The following is a 15,654-nucleotide window of genomic DNA, read 5'->3' on the forward strand; positions in this document are numbered from 1 at the left end:
GGTTTGCTGCTACGCGTTTCGACGCAGGCGTGTCGAGGCGACGCCGTCGTGGTTATCTCACGACAATAATCGTCTAACAACCGTCTTACGTGACCTAAAAAAAGCCGGCCTTGCCTTGCGTCATATCCACTAGCGCTCGCTGGGCTTCGTCGAGTGCATTGATGGGCAGACGGATCGTCATTTTCACCAGCATCGCGTAGGCGCTCTCGACCAGCGTATAGCCTTCGGCTTCGATCCAGCGGCGCACTTTCGCTTCGTCCGCATAGCTCACCTCGACGGTGAACGAAACCTGAGCGATCCGCTCGACGCGCGGTGCATCCAGCAGCGCCGAAGCGATCGCATCCGTATAAGCGCGTACGAGGCCGCCCGCGCCGAGTTTCACACCGCCGTAATAGCGCACGACCGCAGCCAGCACGCCGTCCAGATCGTGATGCCGCAGCACTTCGAGAATCGGCCGCCCGGCGGTGCCGGACGGTTCGCCGTCGTCGGACATGCCGGACTGGCCGCCCGCGAGCAGCGCCCAGCATACATGGGTGGCAGCGGGATGTTCGCTGCGCAGACGACGCAGTTCGTCCATCGCGGCGTCGCGGTCCGCGACCGGTATCGCGTAGCCGATAAAGCGGCTCTTGCGAATCTCGAGTTCCGCGCTCAACGCCGCGGGCAAGGTATAGGTGGGCAAGGCGAAAAATGGAGTGGAGGAGAGGTTCCGGGTGCATGCAGTCGGTGGCCGTCATGGTAACGGATCGTCGGCGCGACGGCGGGTATGCTTCGCGCGAAGCGTGCCGGCACGACACCGTGCGAGGATCGAAATCATGCATTCGACTACAATCTCCAACGAAACGCGTGCTGCTGTCGAAATGCCGCGCGTCACTCAGGAGACGACATGCTTGACCTTTCCACGTTAGGAACTTTCGTTGCGGTGGTACTCGGGCTCTTTCTGATTCCGGGTCCCGCGGTGCTGCTCGTGCTCACACGCACGGTGCATGGCGGACGCAAGGCGGGCATTCTCACGGGACTCGGCATCGCTGTGGGCGATTTCATTCACACGCTGGGGGCTTCGGTCGGTCTCTCCGCGCTGCTGATGACTTCGGCGTTGGCCTTCAATGCGGTGAAATTCGTCGGCGCGGCCTATCTGATCTATCTCGGCGTACGCGCGTTACGCGAAAAGCCGGCGAACGCGCAAAGCGCGGCGACCACGCCCGCAGCGGCGACGGTCTCCGTCTCGCCCTCGAAAGCGTTCTTTCAGGCGATTCCCGCCGAAGTATTGAACCCCAAGACCGCCCTGTTCTTTCTCGCGTTTTTGCCGCAGTTCGTGCGTCCCGAACACGGTTCGACGTTCCTGCAGTTCACTACACTCGGACTCATTTTCGTCGGCATGAGCGCGCTCTACACGACGCTGATCGTGTTGACCATTCGGCCGTTGGGCAAACTGGTGAAGCGTATGACCTGGCTTACGCGCTGGCAGAACAAGATCATCGGCGTGCTGTTCATTTCGCTTGGTCTGCGGGTGGCCACGCAAACGCGCTGATCGATCCGTGCAAGAGCACGGCCGCTCAGATGTTACGGCGCTGCCGTCGCAGACGGCCTTCGCGCGCATATTCCATCTGCCCTTCGGTACGCACGGCAAGCCGCTCCTGCTGGGCGCGGCTCATCTGCCGCGTATCGTCGATGTCACCCACGCGCAGCACCTCCTGCGCGATCCGGATGCGTAGCGTCATCAATGGCTCGCCCCGGTCGACCAGCGTACGGTCGACCGCGCGCGCCTGCTGAACGCCGCTATCGATGAGCAGGCGCAATTCCAGCAAGGTGAGCCGCTGGCGCTGGATTTCGAGGATGAGCCGCTGCACGGCCTGTTCATCGCGCGTGCGCCACCAGGCGCGCAGATCGGCGAGTGTGGGTGGGTCGAAGGGTGGAAGACGCATTGCTCAGACGGAAAAATACTGTATGTATATACAGTATAGCCCGACTTTTTACGGACCCGCCTGACTCAGTTCAGCGCGAGCATGATCGTGGTGGACACGACGATGATGAAGAGGCACGCAGCGGTGAGCATGTCGTAGGGATAGGTCATGGCGGCATCGTCAAATGGAGCGATTGGAGTGCTCATCATAGGCACCACCGTCTCATGTGACTGTTAAGCATTGCAAGGCCGCGAGCGACTATTCGTCGTGCTGACAGAATCGGCGGCCCGGCACGTGCGACACCACGGCCTGAGCGATTTCGAGCGGCGTGCTCTCGGCGGGTACGACGCGGCGGCTCGATTCGGGAGTGTGTTTCATGGTCCATTCGACCAGCCGATACGAGCGCCCCCAAGGAGGCTGTAGCGGATCGGAGACCTTGCATGAGTGGATCTGACGGACCCATTCGTTGCCGGGCATGGCGCGCAAATGCTCGAATACCGTGTCTTCAACCATGGTGTGACTCCTTCTTCGCGGGCCTGCAGCCCATCTTCTGCGCGTCGACGACATCCCGGGAAAAAAGCGCCGCCGATGTTCTGGCGGCTCAACAGGGGATGTTGTGCAGCCATAGTTACAGCAAAGAATTAAGCCAGACTTAAGAGCGCATCAAAGCGCCGCGATGCCGCTGCGATTGACCGCATGCACCCGCGTGACGATCCAACCCTCAAGACCTCGCAAAATCTGCCGTTATTTCAGCAGTTGGGGCTGCCAACCCCGCTCAGCCTTCGGGCCCGCATCCTGATAACGTGACGAATCTCGCTCAAACGCCGCTTTCCGCCCGCCTTCGCTCGCTTGTCGACACGGTTCAACACAACGAGCGCACGCTGCGGCGCTTCCAGAACGTCGAACTGCGTCTGATCGGCGCGCAGGATTTCGCGTCGTTTCTCGACACGCTGTTCCGCCATCTGCCGAAAGAGTTTTCGCTGACGGGCGTGACGCTTTGGCTCGACGACCGCGCACCCATGCTGCTCGAACTGCTCGAGCCCGATGCGCTGGACGCGCTCGACCAACCGGGTCTGAAGACCTCGCGCGAAGGTGGCCTCGCCGCGCAAGGCCTGTGCGAAGCGGGCCGGCCGTGGCTCGGTCGTCCGATTGAACTGAATGAGCCTGCGCACCGCGCATTCTTCGGCAAGAGCGGGATGCCGGCGAGCGCGATCCTGTTACCGCTCGCCGCGGGCGACACGGTCAGCGGCTACCTCTGCCTGACCAGTGACGACCCCGAGCGTTTCGGCGAAGGCATGGGCACGGATATTCTGGAGCGCTTTGCAAGCATCGTGACCGCGAGTCTCGACAACGTTGCGCATCGCGAGCGACTCAAGCAACTCGGCATGACCGATTCGCTGACGGGGCTCGCCAATCGCCGCTATTTCGACGAGCGCCTGCGCGAAGAACTCATGCGCGCGGTTCGCTATGGCGTGCCGGTGGCGTGTCTGTTCATCGATATCGACAGCTTCAAGCGCATCAACGATACCTACGGCCATCAGACCGGCGACCGTGCATTGGCGGCCGTGGCGGCCTGCGTGCGGCAACAGGTGCGGCTGGGCGATACGGTGGCGCGTTATGGCGGCGAGGAGTTCGCCGCGCTGCTCCAGGGCGATCGCGCCGATGCGCTCACTGTCGCCGAGCGCGTGCGACTGGCGGTCGAACGGCTGGCTTTGCAGGACGATCACGGCGAGCGTATCGCCTTGACGGTGTCGATCGGCGTGGCGGCGCGCACGATGACCGGCGCACCCTCCGACGCCGCGGCGCTGTGTCACGCGATCATTGAAGAAGCCGATCGGGCGATGTATCTGGCCAAACGCAACGGCCGCAATCGCATCGAGGCATTGGTGCCGGCAGACGACGATCACGCGTCGCGCTGAAGTGTGAAGGCGCAAGCCGCCGCTTTTCTGTCCAGCTCAAATCGTGTTGGCATCGCGCCTGTTGCGTTCAGGTTTCGGGCGCATCCGGCGGCACGCCCAGCAGTTGCAATGCGCCGCCCGTCACGCCGCTGAACACCGGGCCAGCCACCGTCCCGCCATAAAAAGCCTTGCCCGCCGGGTCGTCGATCATCACGGCGACGATCAGCCGTGGATCGCTCATCGGTGCCATGCCGACAAAGAGCGCGCGATAGCGGTTCTTCGCATAGGCCGCGCCGATCTGTTTGCGCGCCGTGCCCGTCTTGCCGCCGATGCGGTAGCCGGGCACCGTCGCCGCGCGGCCCGTGCCGCCCGTGCCGGTGGCCATCTCCAGCATGTTGCGGATCGCCCGCGCGGTGGCCGGCGTGGTGACTGCGCGGCCGGTGTTTGTAGTTTGCGCAGCGGCGCCCGCGTCCGTGCCCACGTTGTGATGCAACAGGCTCACGCGATGCATCGTGCCGTCGCCGGCGTAAGCGGTGTACACCTGCGCGATCTGCAGCAGTGACGCGGACAGCCCGTAGCCATAGGCCATGGTCGCCTGTTCGATCGGCCGCCAGCGTTTGTACGGACGCACCTTGCCGGACGCCACGCCCGGAAAGGTCAACTCGGGCCGCAAGCCGAGTCCGTATTCCTGGTACTTGTTCCAGATCGTCTCGGCCGGCAGATTCAGTGCGAGCTTGGCGAGCGCGATATTGCTCGACTTCTGCACCGCTTCGGCGACGGTCATCGCGCCATGATTCGAGGTGTCGTGAATCACCGCCGGCCCGATCCTGTACCAGCCCGGCGCAGTATCGATGATGCTTTGCGGCCGCACCTTGCCCTCGTCGATCGACAGCGCGACGACCACCGGCTTGATGGTCGAGCCCGGCTCGAACGTGTCGACCACCGCGCGATTGCGCAACTGCCGCCCGGTCAGACGGGTGCGATCGTTCGGGTCGAAGCTCGGATAGTTGGCCAGCGCCAGAATCTCGCCGTTACGCGCATCGAGCACGACCACGCTGCCGGCTTCGGCGTGATGGGTGGCGATCGCCTGCTTCAACTGGGCATAGGCGAGTTGCTGGATGCGCCGGTCGATCGTGAGATGAATCGTGTCGCCGTTCTGTGCGGGCACGAGCGGCCGCGTCTCGGACACCACCCGGCCCAGACGATCACGGATTACTTCGCGCTGGCCAGGCACGCCCAGCAACTGGTCGTTGGCCGCCAGTTCGACGCCTTCCTGACCGTTGTCTTCGATATCCGTGAAGCCGACCACGTGCGCGGCCGATTCGCCTTCGGGATAAAAGCGCTTCGAATCGGCGATCTGCGTGATGCCGGCTAGCCCGAGTTTCGACAGATGCGCGGCGGTGTCCGCATCGACCTGACGCTTGAGCAGAACAAAGGTCTTGTCGCCGTTCAGACGCTTGCGCAATTCCGCGAGCGGCAGGTCGAGCAGTTTTGCAAGCGGCGGCGCCGCCGCTTCGTCGATGAGCTTCGGCGAGGCCCAGATTTCATAGGTGGCGAGACTCACGGCGAGCATCGAACCATTGCGATCGACGATCCGTCCGCGCATCGCATCGAGTTCGAGAATGCGCTGATAACGTTTTTGCCCCTGGTCGACGTAGAAATCCTGGTTCACGACCTGCACCCAGAACGCGCGCGCCGCGAGCGACGCAAACGCGGCGAACACGATCAGGACGATGAATTTCGAACGCCACATCGGCAGACGCGCGGTCAATAGCTGGTTCTTCGCGACGGGTGCGTAGGGGTCGTGCGATTGGGATTTCTTTTTCTGGATCATTGAGTGCGGATAAGGTCCTGCTCGATTATTTGGCGCCGCCGAAACAGGCAGGCTGCCGCGATTGTAATAAGAACGTAATCTGGATGCGAGATCCGCGCAAGGGGAGTGTGATAAGTGGCTTGGGCAAAGTGCGCCCAGGCGCTGAGGAAAAAGACAAAAAAAACCGCACGGACTTAAAAATCCGTGCGGCTCGCTCGTTCGATTGAAGCGTCGACTCCGACGCGGCGTGTTGAAGAGGCGCTCTCCGCCTGTCGAGCGCCTTCTTTTTTTGTGCGCTTGCTCCCTGATGCCCGTGTGCGCTTTTTTGTTTGTCGATTAGTGCGGGTTAGTGCGGGGCAGGCCTCGCACCCCGCTTCAGGCCGGCAGTGCGAAGCTCGAAATCGCTTCGCGCAGCACGCTCACCTGATCCTTCAGCGAATGCGCCGCGGCCGCAGCCTGCTCGACCAGCGCGGCATTCTGCTGCGTGACCTGATCCATTTCGCCGACCGCGCGATTCACCTGCTCGATGCCCGCGCTCTGTTCACGCGACGCATTGCTGATCTCCTCGAGAATTTCATTCACGCGACGCACCGAGTGTACGATCTCGCCCATCGTCGAGCCCGCGTTCGCGACCAGCGACGCGCCGGCTTCGACGGTGCCGGTCGAGGTTTCGATCAGCGCCTTGATTTCCTTGGCGGCCGTCGCCGAGCGCTGCGCGAGGCTGCGCACTTCGGCTGCGACCACCGCGAAACCGCGACCCTGTTCACCGGCACGCGCCGCTTCAACGGCGGCGTTGAGCGCGAGGATATTGGTCTGGAAAGCGATGCCGTCGATCACGCCGATGATGTCGCCGATCTGCCGCGAACTGGTGGTGATCTCGCCCATGGTGCGCACCACGTCGTCGACCACGCGGCTGCCGCGCGTGGCGACATCCGCGGCTTGCCCCGCGAGTTGCGCGGCCTGCTGTGCGCTGTCCGCGTTCTGCTTCACGTTGACCGTCATCTGATCCATGCTCGACGCGGTTTCGACCAGCGCGGCCGCCTGTTCCTCGGTGCGCTGCGAGAGATCCGTGTTGCCGGCGGCGATTTCGGTTGCGCCGATATTGATGTTCTCCGTACCCAGACGCACGCGCGAGACCGTGTCGACGAGACCGGCCTGCATGGTCTGCAGGGCGTGCAGCAGACTGCCGTCGCTGTTCATCTGCACCGGCACGCGCGTGGCGAGGTTGCCCTGCGCCATCAACTGAGCGTGTTCGACGGCCACTTCGAGATCGCCCCCGAGCGAGCGGCGGATGCTGCGCAACACCAGCAGCATGACGACGGTGGCAATCGCGCCGAGCGTGAAGGTGATCGCGAGCCAGCGCAACAGGTTGGCGTAGAACGCGTTTTGCACGTCGTCCATGTACATGCCGGTGACGATGTACCAGTCCCACGGCACGAAGTGCATCGAGAAGCTGGTCTTGGCGACCGGTTTGTCGCTGCCCGGCTTGGCCCACAGATAGTCGACGAAGCCGCCGCCGTCGTGATTGCCCGCGTTGACGATGTCGACGAACAGATGATTGCCGGCCGGATCGGTGAATTGCGCGAGGTTCTTGCCGACCATCTCCGGCTTGAACGGATGCATCAGCATGACCGGCTGCGAATCGTTGATCGAGATATAGCCGTCCTTGCCGTAGCGCATCGCGGCGAGGGTGGCGAGCGCCTGCTTCTTCGCTTCGTCTTCCGTGATGATGTGCTGCTGGGCCATTGCGTAGTAGTGGGCCGCGACGTGATTGCCCTGGTCGACCAGCGCGGTTAATTGATCGCGACGATCGGAGATCATCGAAGCACGGGTTTGCCATGTGCCGAAGCCGCCAATCAGGATCAGGCCGATCCAGAGGACGGCGATCATCGAGGCCAGTTTTTTATTCAGAGTCATAGCAAGGGGTTTTCGCTTACGCAGGTGGTCGGTCAGGGGTGGATCGCTTGGTCGCTTGTGGCGAGTCGCTCGTTGCTGACTGTGTTTACGGCGGGCTGACGTGCAGGGCGCAGGGCAGGGGAAACCCGCTGTTGTACGATTTTATTCGTCCGATTAATGCGGTATTTTCAACGCTCCGTCAGTAACCGTTTTACTGGTTTTTATTAGCTGATGATTTATCGTATTTTTCCGTGCCGCGTGGCTTTTAAAATAAATCGTGCGCTCTGATAAACGCGCATGGACATTAATAAATTGAACGGTTAGCGGACTTAACCCGGCGGGATAAAAAGGTAATAAGAGCCGGTGCCGACAGACGGAATGGCGGGCAACACGGTGTGTCGACCCTTGGCTGGCATAGGTTTGCGTCAATATTCCACAAATTGCCAATTAACTGCAAATCGGCCGAGGCGTTGCGGAAATGCAAAAAACGACACATTTTTGCACTTAATCGCAAGCCGGCCCGGCCTATGGCCGAAAAATGACGACTTAATAAAAATTCCGCTATAGTCGCCATTTTCCAGTCGCCAGTCGGGCAGAAAAGAGCACCAATAAGCCCGCTATCAGGAGTAAAGAATATGAACGCCCGCGAACCCGCTTTCGTCCCCGCCTCCCGCAGCGCGCGCCTGCGCCAGATGCTCGTCAGCAACGAACTCGAATTCATGATGGAGGCCCACAACGGCCTGTCCGCCCGGATCGTGCGCGAAGCCGGCTTCAAGGCCATCTGGGGCTCGGGCCTCGCGATCTCGGCGCAGTTCGGCGTGCGCGACAACAACGAAGCCAGCTGGACCCAGGTGGTCGATAACCTCGAGTTCATGGCCGACGCGAGCGATCTGCCGATCCTGCTCGACGGCGACACCGGCTACGGCAACTTCAACAACGTGCGCCGTCTCGTGAAGAAACTCGAACAGCGCGGCATCGCCGGCGTGTGTATCGAAGACAAGCAGTTCCCGAAGACCAACAGCTTCATCAACGGCGAAGCGCAACCGCTCGCCGATATGGACGAGTTCTGCGGCAAGATCAAAGCGGGTAAAGACTCGCAGTCGGATGAAAACTTCTCGATCGTGGCGCGCGTCGAAGCGCTGATCGCCGGCTGGGGCATGGACGAAGCACTGCGTCGCGCGGAAGCCTATCGCCAGGCCGGTGCGGACGCGATCCTGATTCACAGCAAGCTCTCGCGCCCCGACGAAATTCTCGAATTCGCGCGCGAATGGGCCGGCCGCGGTCCGCTCGTGATCGTGCCGACCAAGTACTACAGCACGCCGACCGAAGTGTTCCGCGAAGCCGGCATCAGCACGGTGATCTGGGCCAACCATCTGATCCGCGCGGCGACCTCGGCCATGCAGGCCGTCGCCAAGGAAATCCATTCGAGCGAGACGCTCGTCAACGTCGAAGACAGCATCGCCGCCGTCAACGAAATTTTCCGTTTGCAGGACGCCGACGAATATTCGGAAGCCGAAGACCGCTATCTGTCGAGCGGCCGCGCGGCCGGTTCCGCGGTCGTGCTCGCCGCGAGCCGCGGCAAGGGCCTCGAAGCCGTCACCGAAGACCGTCCGAAAGTGATGCTGCCGATCGCCGGCAAGCCGCTGTTGCGCTGGCTCGTCGACGCGTTCAAGAAGCAGGGCGTCAACGACATCACCGTGGTCGGCGGTTATCGCGCCGATGCGATCGACACGGCCGGCATCAAGCTCGTCGTCAACGAACAGCATGCGCAAACGGGCGAACTCGCGTCGCTCGCCTGCGCGGTGGACAAGCTCGCCGGCGACACGATCGTCTCGTACGGCGATCTGCTGTTCCGCAGCTACATCCTGCGCGATCTGGTGGAAAGCGAAGCGGCGTTCAGCGTGGTGGTGGATTCGTCGCTGACCGATACGGAAAACGCCAGCGTGCGCGATTTCGCGTGGTGCTCAGCGGGTGACGACCGGGGGCTGTTCGGCAACAAGGTCACGCTGCGTCACGTGTCGAGTGGCCAGGACGCGTCGTCGGCTATCGCTTCGCAAACGCCGCACGGCCGCTGGGTCGGTTTGCTGAACGTGCGTGGCGCAGGCCGTGAGCGTTTGCAAGCGGTGCTGGCGCAATTGCAGACGCGTCCGGATTTCGGCTCGCTCGATATGCCCGCGCTGCTGAACGCGCTGATCGAAGCGGGTGAGTCGATCGAAGTGCAATACATCCACGGCCACTGGCGTGGTGTGAACGACCTCGAAGATTTCCGCCGTGCGGGCGACTTCGCGCATGCGCAAGCGCCGTTCGCGGCAGCCGGCGGTGCGGCGACGGACGCAGCCAGCGGAGCGGCGCAATGATCGAGGCGGCACAGTTCGTCGAGGCGGCGCGCGAGCGCGGCTTCGACTGGTATGCAGGCGTGCCGTGCTCGTATCTGACGCCGTTCATCAACTACGTGTTGCAGGACGAATCGCTGCATTACGTGTCGGCGGCGAACGAAGGCGACGCGGTCGCCTTGATCGCGGGTGTGACGCTCGGCGCGCAGAACGGCCGGCGCGGCATCACGATGATGCAGAACTCCGGCCTCGGCAATGCGGTGAGCCCGTTGACCTCGCTCACGTGGACCTTTCGTCTGCCGCAATTGCTGATCGTCACGTGGCGCGGCCAGCCCGGCGTCGCCGACGAACCGCAGCACGCGCTGATGGGTCCGGTGACGCCCGCCATGCTCGACACGATGGAAATCCCCTGGGAGACCTTCCCGACCGAAGCCGATGCCATCGGCCCGGCGCTGGATCGTGCCACCGCGTATATGGATGAAACTGGCCGCCCGTACGCGCTCGTGATGCAGAAGGGCAGCGTGGCGCCGTACGAGTTGAAGGACAGCGGCGCCGGTGCGCGCCGCGTGCCGGCGCAGCCGCAATCGCAGTTCGGCAAGGTGGCGGCGAACGAACTCGCTTCGCGTCACGACGCCTTGCAGAAAGTGATCGCGCACACGCCGCTCGACTCGACGGTGGTGCTTGCGTCGACCGGTTTTTGCGGGCGTGAACTCTACGCCATCGACGACCGTGCGAACCAGTTGTACATGGTCGGCTCGATGGGTTGCGTGACGCCGTTTGCGTTGGGTCTTGCGCTGTCGCGTCCTGACCTGCAGGTCGTCGCAGTCGACGGCGACGGCGCGGCGCTGATGCGTATGGGCGCGTTCGCGACGCTCGGCGCTTACGGCCCGTCGAATCTCACCCACGTGCTGCTCGACAACGGTGCGCACGATTCCACCGGCGGCCAGGCGACGGTGTCGTCGCAAGTCTCGTTCGCGGGTGTGGCGGCGGCGTGCGGTTACGCATGCGCGCTCGAAAGCGACGACGTGAGCGTGATCGACGACCTGTTTGCGAGCGCGCCGCTCGACGGTCCGCGTTTCGTGCGCCTCGCGATCCGCCGTGGCACGCCCGACGGCTTGCCGCGTCCCACCATCGCGCCGCCCGATGTGAAGACGCGCCTGATGCGCCACATCGGCGCTGCTTAAAGTCGAACTCAAGGAGCGCCATGTTATTGCTCAATCCTGGCCCGGTGACGCTCACCGAACGCGTCCGCAACAGCCTGTTGCAGACGGATCTGTGCCACCGCGAAAGCGAGTTTTTCGACTTGCAGGAAGAGGCGCGCACGCGTCTGGTCGATCTGTACGGCCTCGATGCCGGCGAATGGCAAGCGGTGCTGATGACCGGCTCCGGCACGGCAGCCGTGGAAAGTATGACCGCTGCGCTGGTGCCGCAAAACGGCAAGCTGCTCGTGGTGGAAAACGGCGTGTATGGCGAACGTATTTCGCAGATTGCCACGCAGTACGGCATCGCGCATGAATCGCTGAAGCACGACTGGATGCAGGCCCCGGATCTCGCGAAGATCGCCGAACGGCTCGACGCGGACAAGGCTTTTACGCACGTCGCCGTGATTCATCACGAAACCACGACGGGGCGTCTGAACGATCTGACGGCACTGGGCGCATTGTGCCGTGCGCGTGGGTTGCGTCTTCTCGTGGATGGCGTCAGCAGCTTCGGCGCGGAAGCGATCGATTTCGCGGATACGAGCCTCGATGCGGTTGCCGCCACGGCGAACAAGTGTCTGCATGGCGTGCCGGGTGCGTCGTTCGTGCTGGTGCGGCGTGCCGCGCTCGCTCAGGCGGCAAGCCGCACGTACTACCTGGACCTCGGGCGACTCGCGCGCCTGCAGGATCAGCGCAACACGCCGTTCACGCCATCGGTGCATGCGTACTACGCGCTCGTCGAAGCACTGCGTGAACTCGCCGACGAAGGCGGCTGGCGCGCGCGCCACGCGCGCTATGCGGCGCTTGCGGAGCAGGCAAGGGCGGGTCTGGCCGAGCGGGGTATCGGCAGCGTGTTGCCGGTGGAAGAGTCGTCGGTGGTGTTGCGTGCGTATCGCTTGCCGGACGGCATCGCGTATCCGCAATTGCACGACGCGCTCAAGGCGCGCGGCTTCGTCATTTACGCGGGCCAAGGCGGTTTGTCGGCGGAGTTGTTCCGCATTTCGACGATGGGCAACCTCCACGCCGCCGACATCGACCGCCTGTTGCAAGGCTTTGCCGAACTGACACGCTGATGCGCTGATTCCTGCCAGCGGCCGCGCGCGGCCGCTGGCATTCACGCGGATTCACACGGGGTCTTTGTCCGGCGGCCCGTCCGGCTGCTGCGGCTCCTCGGTGTGATGACCCGGCGAAGGCGGAACCCATGGCGCTTCTTCCGGGTCGCGGGTCGGATCGGCATTGGGGTCGGGAATCGGACTGGTGTGCATGTCGTAGCTCATGGCATCTGCCTGGTGGATAAAAAGAATGGCCGGCCGCTGAAACGCCGGCCGTTTTTTCAAGCGTAGGCGTTTCCGGCGCGCCGCGCTCCTTACTTTTTCCTGCGACGCCCTACGCTCAGCTGCCAATATCGTTCGGTGGCGAAGACATCGTCGTAATTTCCGGCGCCGAAAGCGCGCAACTGGCTCTCGTACGCGTTGACCGCCTCGCGTTTCAACTGCGTCCGGCGCTGGGTGTCGATCGTGTGGGCCGCGCTCGGCTGCGCCGGCGTCGCCACGATGCCGCGCTGGGCCAGGTCGGCGAGCCGCGCCTGCACGACGCCGGGCGTGCGCCGGTGAATCGCCTCCTCGTAACCGAACCACTCCAGATGCGACAGCCTTGGCAGGATTTCGCAGCAGGCTTCGAAGACCCGCACGTGATCGTCGTGATACAGGCCGAGCGGCATCAACAGCGTGTTCGCGGTGGTGCGATAAATGGTTTCTTCGAGCGCTGCCGCCATTTTGCTGATGGACGGGGAATCCGCGTACTGGCTGTCGCGAAACGGCATGCGTAGCGGAATCGCGTCGAGCACTTCGAGCGCGCGGTTGTCTTCGAGCGTGCGTTCGTGGATGGCCTGATGGGCGTCGGCGAAACCTGACTTTTCATCCCATTCGGTACGCATTTTCTGCTCGGGCGGCGCGGCGAAGACCGTGCAGACGGCGGCGTCGGGATGGGCGGCGAGCAGGGCGCCGCAACTGAAGACGGCGTCGTCGAAATGGGGTGAGACGATGAAAAGACGTGGGCTGGTTTCGCTCATGGGGCGGGTGGTGGTGTCGAGGCGCGCCCGGCTGGACTCGCGATGGACGCGTGGCGCGGGAAAGGGGCGTCACATCAGCTTAGGCGGAATCGGGTTGATGTGCGCGACGGGTGAGGAGCGCGCAAGGGGTGTGCCTGGGCGCGCTCCTGAATAGACTCACCGTTGGCTGCTTTGAGGTTCCCGTAAATACTCACCTGAGGTAGTGTCTGCCTGCGATGGCATTCGCCGCCCGCTCAAACGCCATCACGATCTTCCCCACGATATCCTCGCGCAACCGCGCATCCGCCGTTCTCAACGCATACGACGGATGCCACGTCGGCACGATCAGCCTATCGCCATGCTGGATGGTCTGCCCAAGATATTCGGACAGATTGACGTGCGCGCCGGTCAGCGCTTTCAGCGCGCTCGCCCCCAGCGTGACGACCACATGCGGCGCAACCTGCGCAAGCTCCTTCTCCAGCCAGTACCGACAAGCCTCGACCTCACGGTGGGCGGGCGTGCGGTGCACGCGTTGCTGGTCCAGGGTTTCCCACTTGTAATGTTTGACGGCGTAAGTCAGATACAGCGCCGTCCGTTCGAGGCCTGCACGCGCGAGCACGGCGTCCAGCAATTGACCGGCGGGTCCGGTAAAAGGCTCGCCATGCTGGTTCTCGTCTTCACCCGGCTGCTCGCCGACCACCATGATCGCCGCCTGAGCCGGCCCGACGCCCGCGACCGCCTGCTGCGCATTGCGCCACAACGCGCAGCGCCGGCAGGCGGCAAGCGGACCGGCGGGTTCGCGCAATGGCGGCGTCAGCGCTGAATATTCGACCGGCGGTGTGGCGGGCACAGTGACCGTGCCGCGCTGCGCGCCGATCCGGCTACGGTCGTGCGCGAGATGCCCGGGCAAGGGCGGACCGGCGGCCGGCGTGCGCCAGTAGCGCAGCGGCACCGGCGCCGTCGCGCCAGTGAAAACGCTCGCGTAATAAGCCAGCCAGAGGGCTTCGGTCGGTTCGCTAGTGACGGCTTCGCCAGCCATGGCGCTGGCCGGCAAGACCCGCCCGGCGTGCCCGGTTTCTTCGGTAAACGGCCGGTCGATACGCAGCAGCATGCCGTTCCAGAATGCCGCGCCTTGCGGCGTGGCCAGCATCCACGTGGAATCGCCCATGCTCGCTGCGAAACGGGCAGCAGCGCGCTCCAGCAGATCATGACGCGGCTCGTACCAGCCGACGAATTCCGGCAGCCCCATCGTCGATGGATCGCGTCGTCTGAACAGCGTGAGTAGCAGCAGGTCGTCGGTTTCGTGTTCGACCGACTGGATGCGTTCGGCGAGCCGCGCGCCGTCGGGGTCGTCCAGGTCGAGCACATGCCGCTCGCCGTGGGTCCAGCGCCAGAGGATGCGGTAGAGCAGCGCCCAACGGTCGGGCGCCCGAAAGCAGGCGGCTGTTTTCAGACGGGCAAGTAGTTCGCGAGGAATAGCAGGCGCGGGAAGGGCGCTATCGGGGCCACTGACACTGTGATTGCCACCGCCACCGCCACCGCCACCGCCACCGTCGATCCCACTCTCCGCCGCCTCTTCGCCTTCCTGCCATTCGACCTGCGCCGGCTCGACTTTCTGCCGCAGCAGAACCCGCGCCGCGCGGCGCCAGGCGGCAAAAGACGGGTCGATCGAAATGCTTTTCATGCGGACGCGCCGTGGCGGCGCGCCATTTCGCGCACCGGTCCATGCGGACAAAATACTGTATGGATATACAGTATGCGCTCAAACATCGTTGGGGATCAAGCGGGCCGTCAACGCTCAGCGGCAAGCCCCGCTAGACGTTGCGCAAATCTTCCGGCGTATCGACGTCGCGCAGAATTCCCGCGTCGTCCACATCCAGCCGCGTCACGAATTGCGACATGAACAGCGAGCGCGCGCCGGTATCGCCGTCGAGCGCGAGCAGGGCGTCGCGATGCTCGATGCCGAAGCCCACCGGATGACCACGCTGCCCCTGATAAAACGGTGCGACCAGCGAAGCGCCGCCGTCGAGCGCGCGCGCCACGTCTTCGATCGTCGCCGTGGCGATGCGCGGCATGTCCGCGAGGCCGACGATCCAGCCCTCCTCGGCGTCTGCGCTCGCCTCGATCCCGGCGGCGAGGCTCGCACCCATGCCGCGTTGCGCGTTCGGCGCGAACACCACGTCGCAACCGGCGTCGTTCAGCAGACGCGCCAGCGTCTCCGAACCCGGCCGCACCACGGCCAACACGCGCGTCACCACCCGCAGTAGTCGATGCGCCGCCTCGTGCGCGACCGGCGTGCCATCGGGCATGCGCGCGAGCAATTTGTTGTGCAGGCCATCCGGATCGAAGCGCGAACCGAAGCCGGCGGCGAGCAGGACGCCAGTGGCGAGCGAGGCGTAGGCCATGGGCAGGCACCGGTAGCAAAAGATGAAACCGATTGTGCGTTGCAACGCACCCACAGGCAAGCGCGAATCGATACGTGTGGCGCGCGCCGCGCCCTCGCCCCCTATCCTGGCGTGCCAACGGGCGACAGCGATACGACGCGGCCAGAGCGGGCGACGGCG

General features: G+C 63.8%; 15 protein-coding genes. 5 read left to right on the forward strand and 10 right to left on the reverse strand.

Features of this window, described 5'->3' with window-relative positions; all coding sequences use genetic code 11:
* Window positions 1-94: 94 nt before the first annotated feature.
* Window positions 95-679: an IMPACT family protein gene (locus FQ705_RS31275; RefSeq protein WP_144148442.1), complete on the reverse strand. Its 585-nt coding sequence runs from the start codon at window positions 677-679 to the stop codon at window positions 95-97.
* Between the two features lie 204 nt (window positions 680-883).
* Between FQ705_RS31275 and FQ705_RS31280 the strand changes: the two genes are divergently transcribed.
* Entirely contained in the window at window positions 884-1,528 is a 645-nt protein-coding gene (locus tag FQ705_RS31280; RefSeq protein WP_144148444.1) for a LysE family translocator, read from the forward strand.
* A 25-nt stretch (window positions 1,529-1,553) separates the two neighbouring features.
* Here the strand turns inward: FQ705_RS31280 and FQ705_RS31285 are convergent, their stop codons facing one another.
* The 3 genes from FQ705_RS31285 to FQ705_RS31290 all read right to left on the reverse strand — a co-directional run bounded on the left by FQ705_RS31285 (window position 1,554) and on the right by FQ705_RS31290 (window position 2,414).
* The gene (locus tag FQ705_RS31285; RefSeq protein ID WP_144148446.1) at window positions 1,554-1,922 is read right to left on the reverse strand and encodes a hypothetical protein; all 369 of its coding nucleotides are present in this window, start codon (window positions 1,920-1,922) and stop codon (window positions 1,554-1,556) included.
* A 65-nt stretch (window positions 1,923-1,987) separates the two neighbouring features.
* Complete coding sequence (locus FQ705_RS34720) at window positions 1,988-2,110, reverse strand: hypothetical protein (protein ID WP_260854676.1); 123 nt, start codon at window positions 2,108-2,110, stop codon at window positions 1,988-1,990.
* A gap of 49 nt (window positions 2,111-2,159) precedes the next feature.
* Window positions 2,160-2,414, reverse strand: coding sequence for a DUF2866 domain-containing protein (locus FQ705_RS31290; RefSeq protein WP_144148448.1), 255 nt, complete (start codon window positions 2,412-2,414; stop codon window positions 2,160-2,162).
* A gap of 290 nt (window positions 2,415-2,704) precedes the next feature.
* Here FQ705_RS31290 and FQ705_RS31295 point away from each other — a divergent pair, with 290 nt between their 5' ends.
* On the forward strand, window positions 2,705-3,820 hold the full coding sequence (locus FQ705_RS31295; RefSeq protein WP_144148450.1) for a sensor domain-containing diguanylate cyclase: 1,116 nt from the start codon (window positions 2,705-2,707) through the stop codon (window positions 3,818-3,820).
* 67 nt (window positions 3,821-3,887) lie between these two features.
* On the opposite strand, the gene FQ705_RS31300 is transcribed toward FQ705_RS31295, so the two are convergent.
* Together FQ705_RS31300 and FQ705_RS31305 are read right to left on the reverse strand one after the other, a co-directional pair.
* Complete coding sequence (locus tag FQ705_RS31300; RefSeq protein ID WP_144148452.1) at window positions 3,888-5,633, reverse strand: peptidoglycan D,D-transpeptidase FtsI family protein; 1,746 nt, start codon at window positions 5,631-5,633, stop codon at window positions 3,888-3,890.
* A gap of 354 nt (window positions 5,634-5,987) precedes the next feature.
* Window positions 5,988-7,529, reverse strand: coding sequence for a methyl-accepting chemotaxis protein (locus tag FQ705_RS31305; protein ID WP_144148454.1), 1,542 nt, complete (start codon window positions 7,527-7,529; stop codon window positions 5,988-5,990).
* Window positions 7,530-8,143: 614 nt separating this feature from the next.
* Between FQ705_RS31305 and aepX the strand changes: the two genes are divergently transcribed.
* From aepX to FQ705_RS31320, 3 genes are read left to right on the forward strand one after another with little or no spacing between them, the layout of a single operon-like run.
* A complete protein-coding gene (gene aepX / locus FQ705_RS31310) occupies window positions 8,144-9,865 on the forward strand; it encodes a phosphoenolpyruvate mutase (protein WP_144148456.1) in 1,722 nt (573 codons plus the stop codon).
* A complete protein-coding gene (aepY, locus tag FQ705_RS31315; protein WP_144148458.1) occupies window positions 9,862-11,025 on the forward strand; it encodes a phosphonopyruvate decarboxylase in 1,164 nt (387 codons plus the stop codon). Before aepX ends, aepY begins: the two co-directional genes overlap by 4 nt.
* Window positions 11,026-11,045: 20 nt before the next feature.
* The gene (locus FQ705_RS31320; RefSeq protein ID WP_144148460.1) at window positions 11,046-12,113 is read left to right on the forward strand and encodes a 2-aminoethylphosphonate aminotransferase; all 1,068 of its coding nucleotides are present in this window, start codon (window positions 11,046-11,048) and stop codon (window positions 12,111-12,113) included.
* 51 nt (window positions 12,114-12,164) lie between these two features.
* On the opposite strand, the gene FQ705_RS34270 is transcribed toward FQ705_RS31320, so the two are convergent.
* The 4 genes from FQ705_RS34270 to FQ705_RS31335 all read right to left on the reverse strand — a co-directional run bounded on the left by FQ705_RS34270 (window position 12,165) and on the right by FQ705_RS31335 (window position 15,495).
* A complete protein-coding gene (locus tag FQ705_RS34270; RefSeq protein ID WP_186308092.1) occupies window positions 12,165-12,317 on the reverse strand; it encodes a hypothetical protein in 153 nt (50 codons plus the stop codon).
* Window positions 12,318-12,406: 89 nt separating this feature from the next.
* Window positions 12,407-13,111, reverse strand: coding sequence for a PIG-L family deacetylase (locus FQ705_RS31325; RefSeq protein WP_144148462.1), 705 nt, complete (start codon window positions 13,109-13,111; stop codon window positions 12,407-12,409).
* 190 nt (window positions 13,112-13,301) lie between these two features.
* Window positions 13,302-14,774 carry a UdgX family uracil-DNA binding protein gene (locus tag FQ705_RS31330; protein ID WP_144148464.1) on the reverse strand — a complete coding sequence of 491 codons (1,473 nt, stop codon included), beginning with the start codon at window positions 14,772-14,774 and terminating at the stop codon, window positions 13,302-13,304.
* 130 nt (window positions 14,775-14,904) lie between these two features.
* Window positions 14,905-15,495 (reverse strand): NTP transferase domain-containing protein, encoded by a 591-nt coding sequence (locus FQ705_RS31335; RefSeq protein WP_144148465.1) that lies wholly within the window; start codon window positions 15,493-15,495, stop codon window positions 14,905-14,907.
* Window positions 15,496-15,654 lie beyond the last annotated feature (159 nt).

It is taken from the genome of Paraburkholderia sp. BCC1884, assembly GCF_900996225.1.
GTDB lineage: Bacteria > Pseudomonadota > Gammaproteobacteria > Burkholderiales > Burkholderiaceae > Paraburkholderia.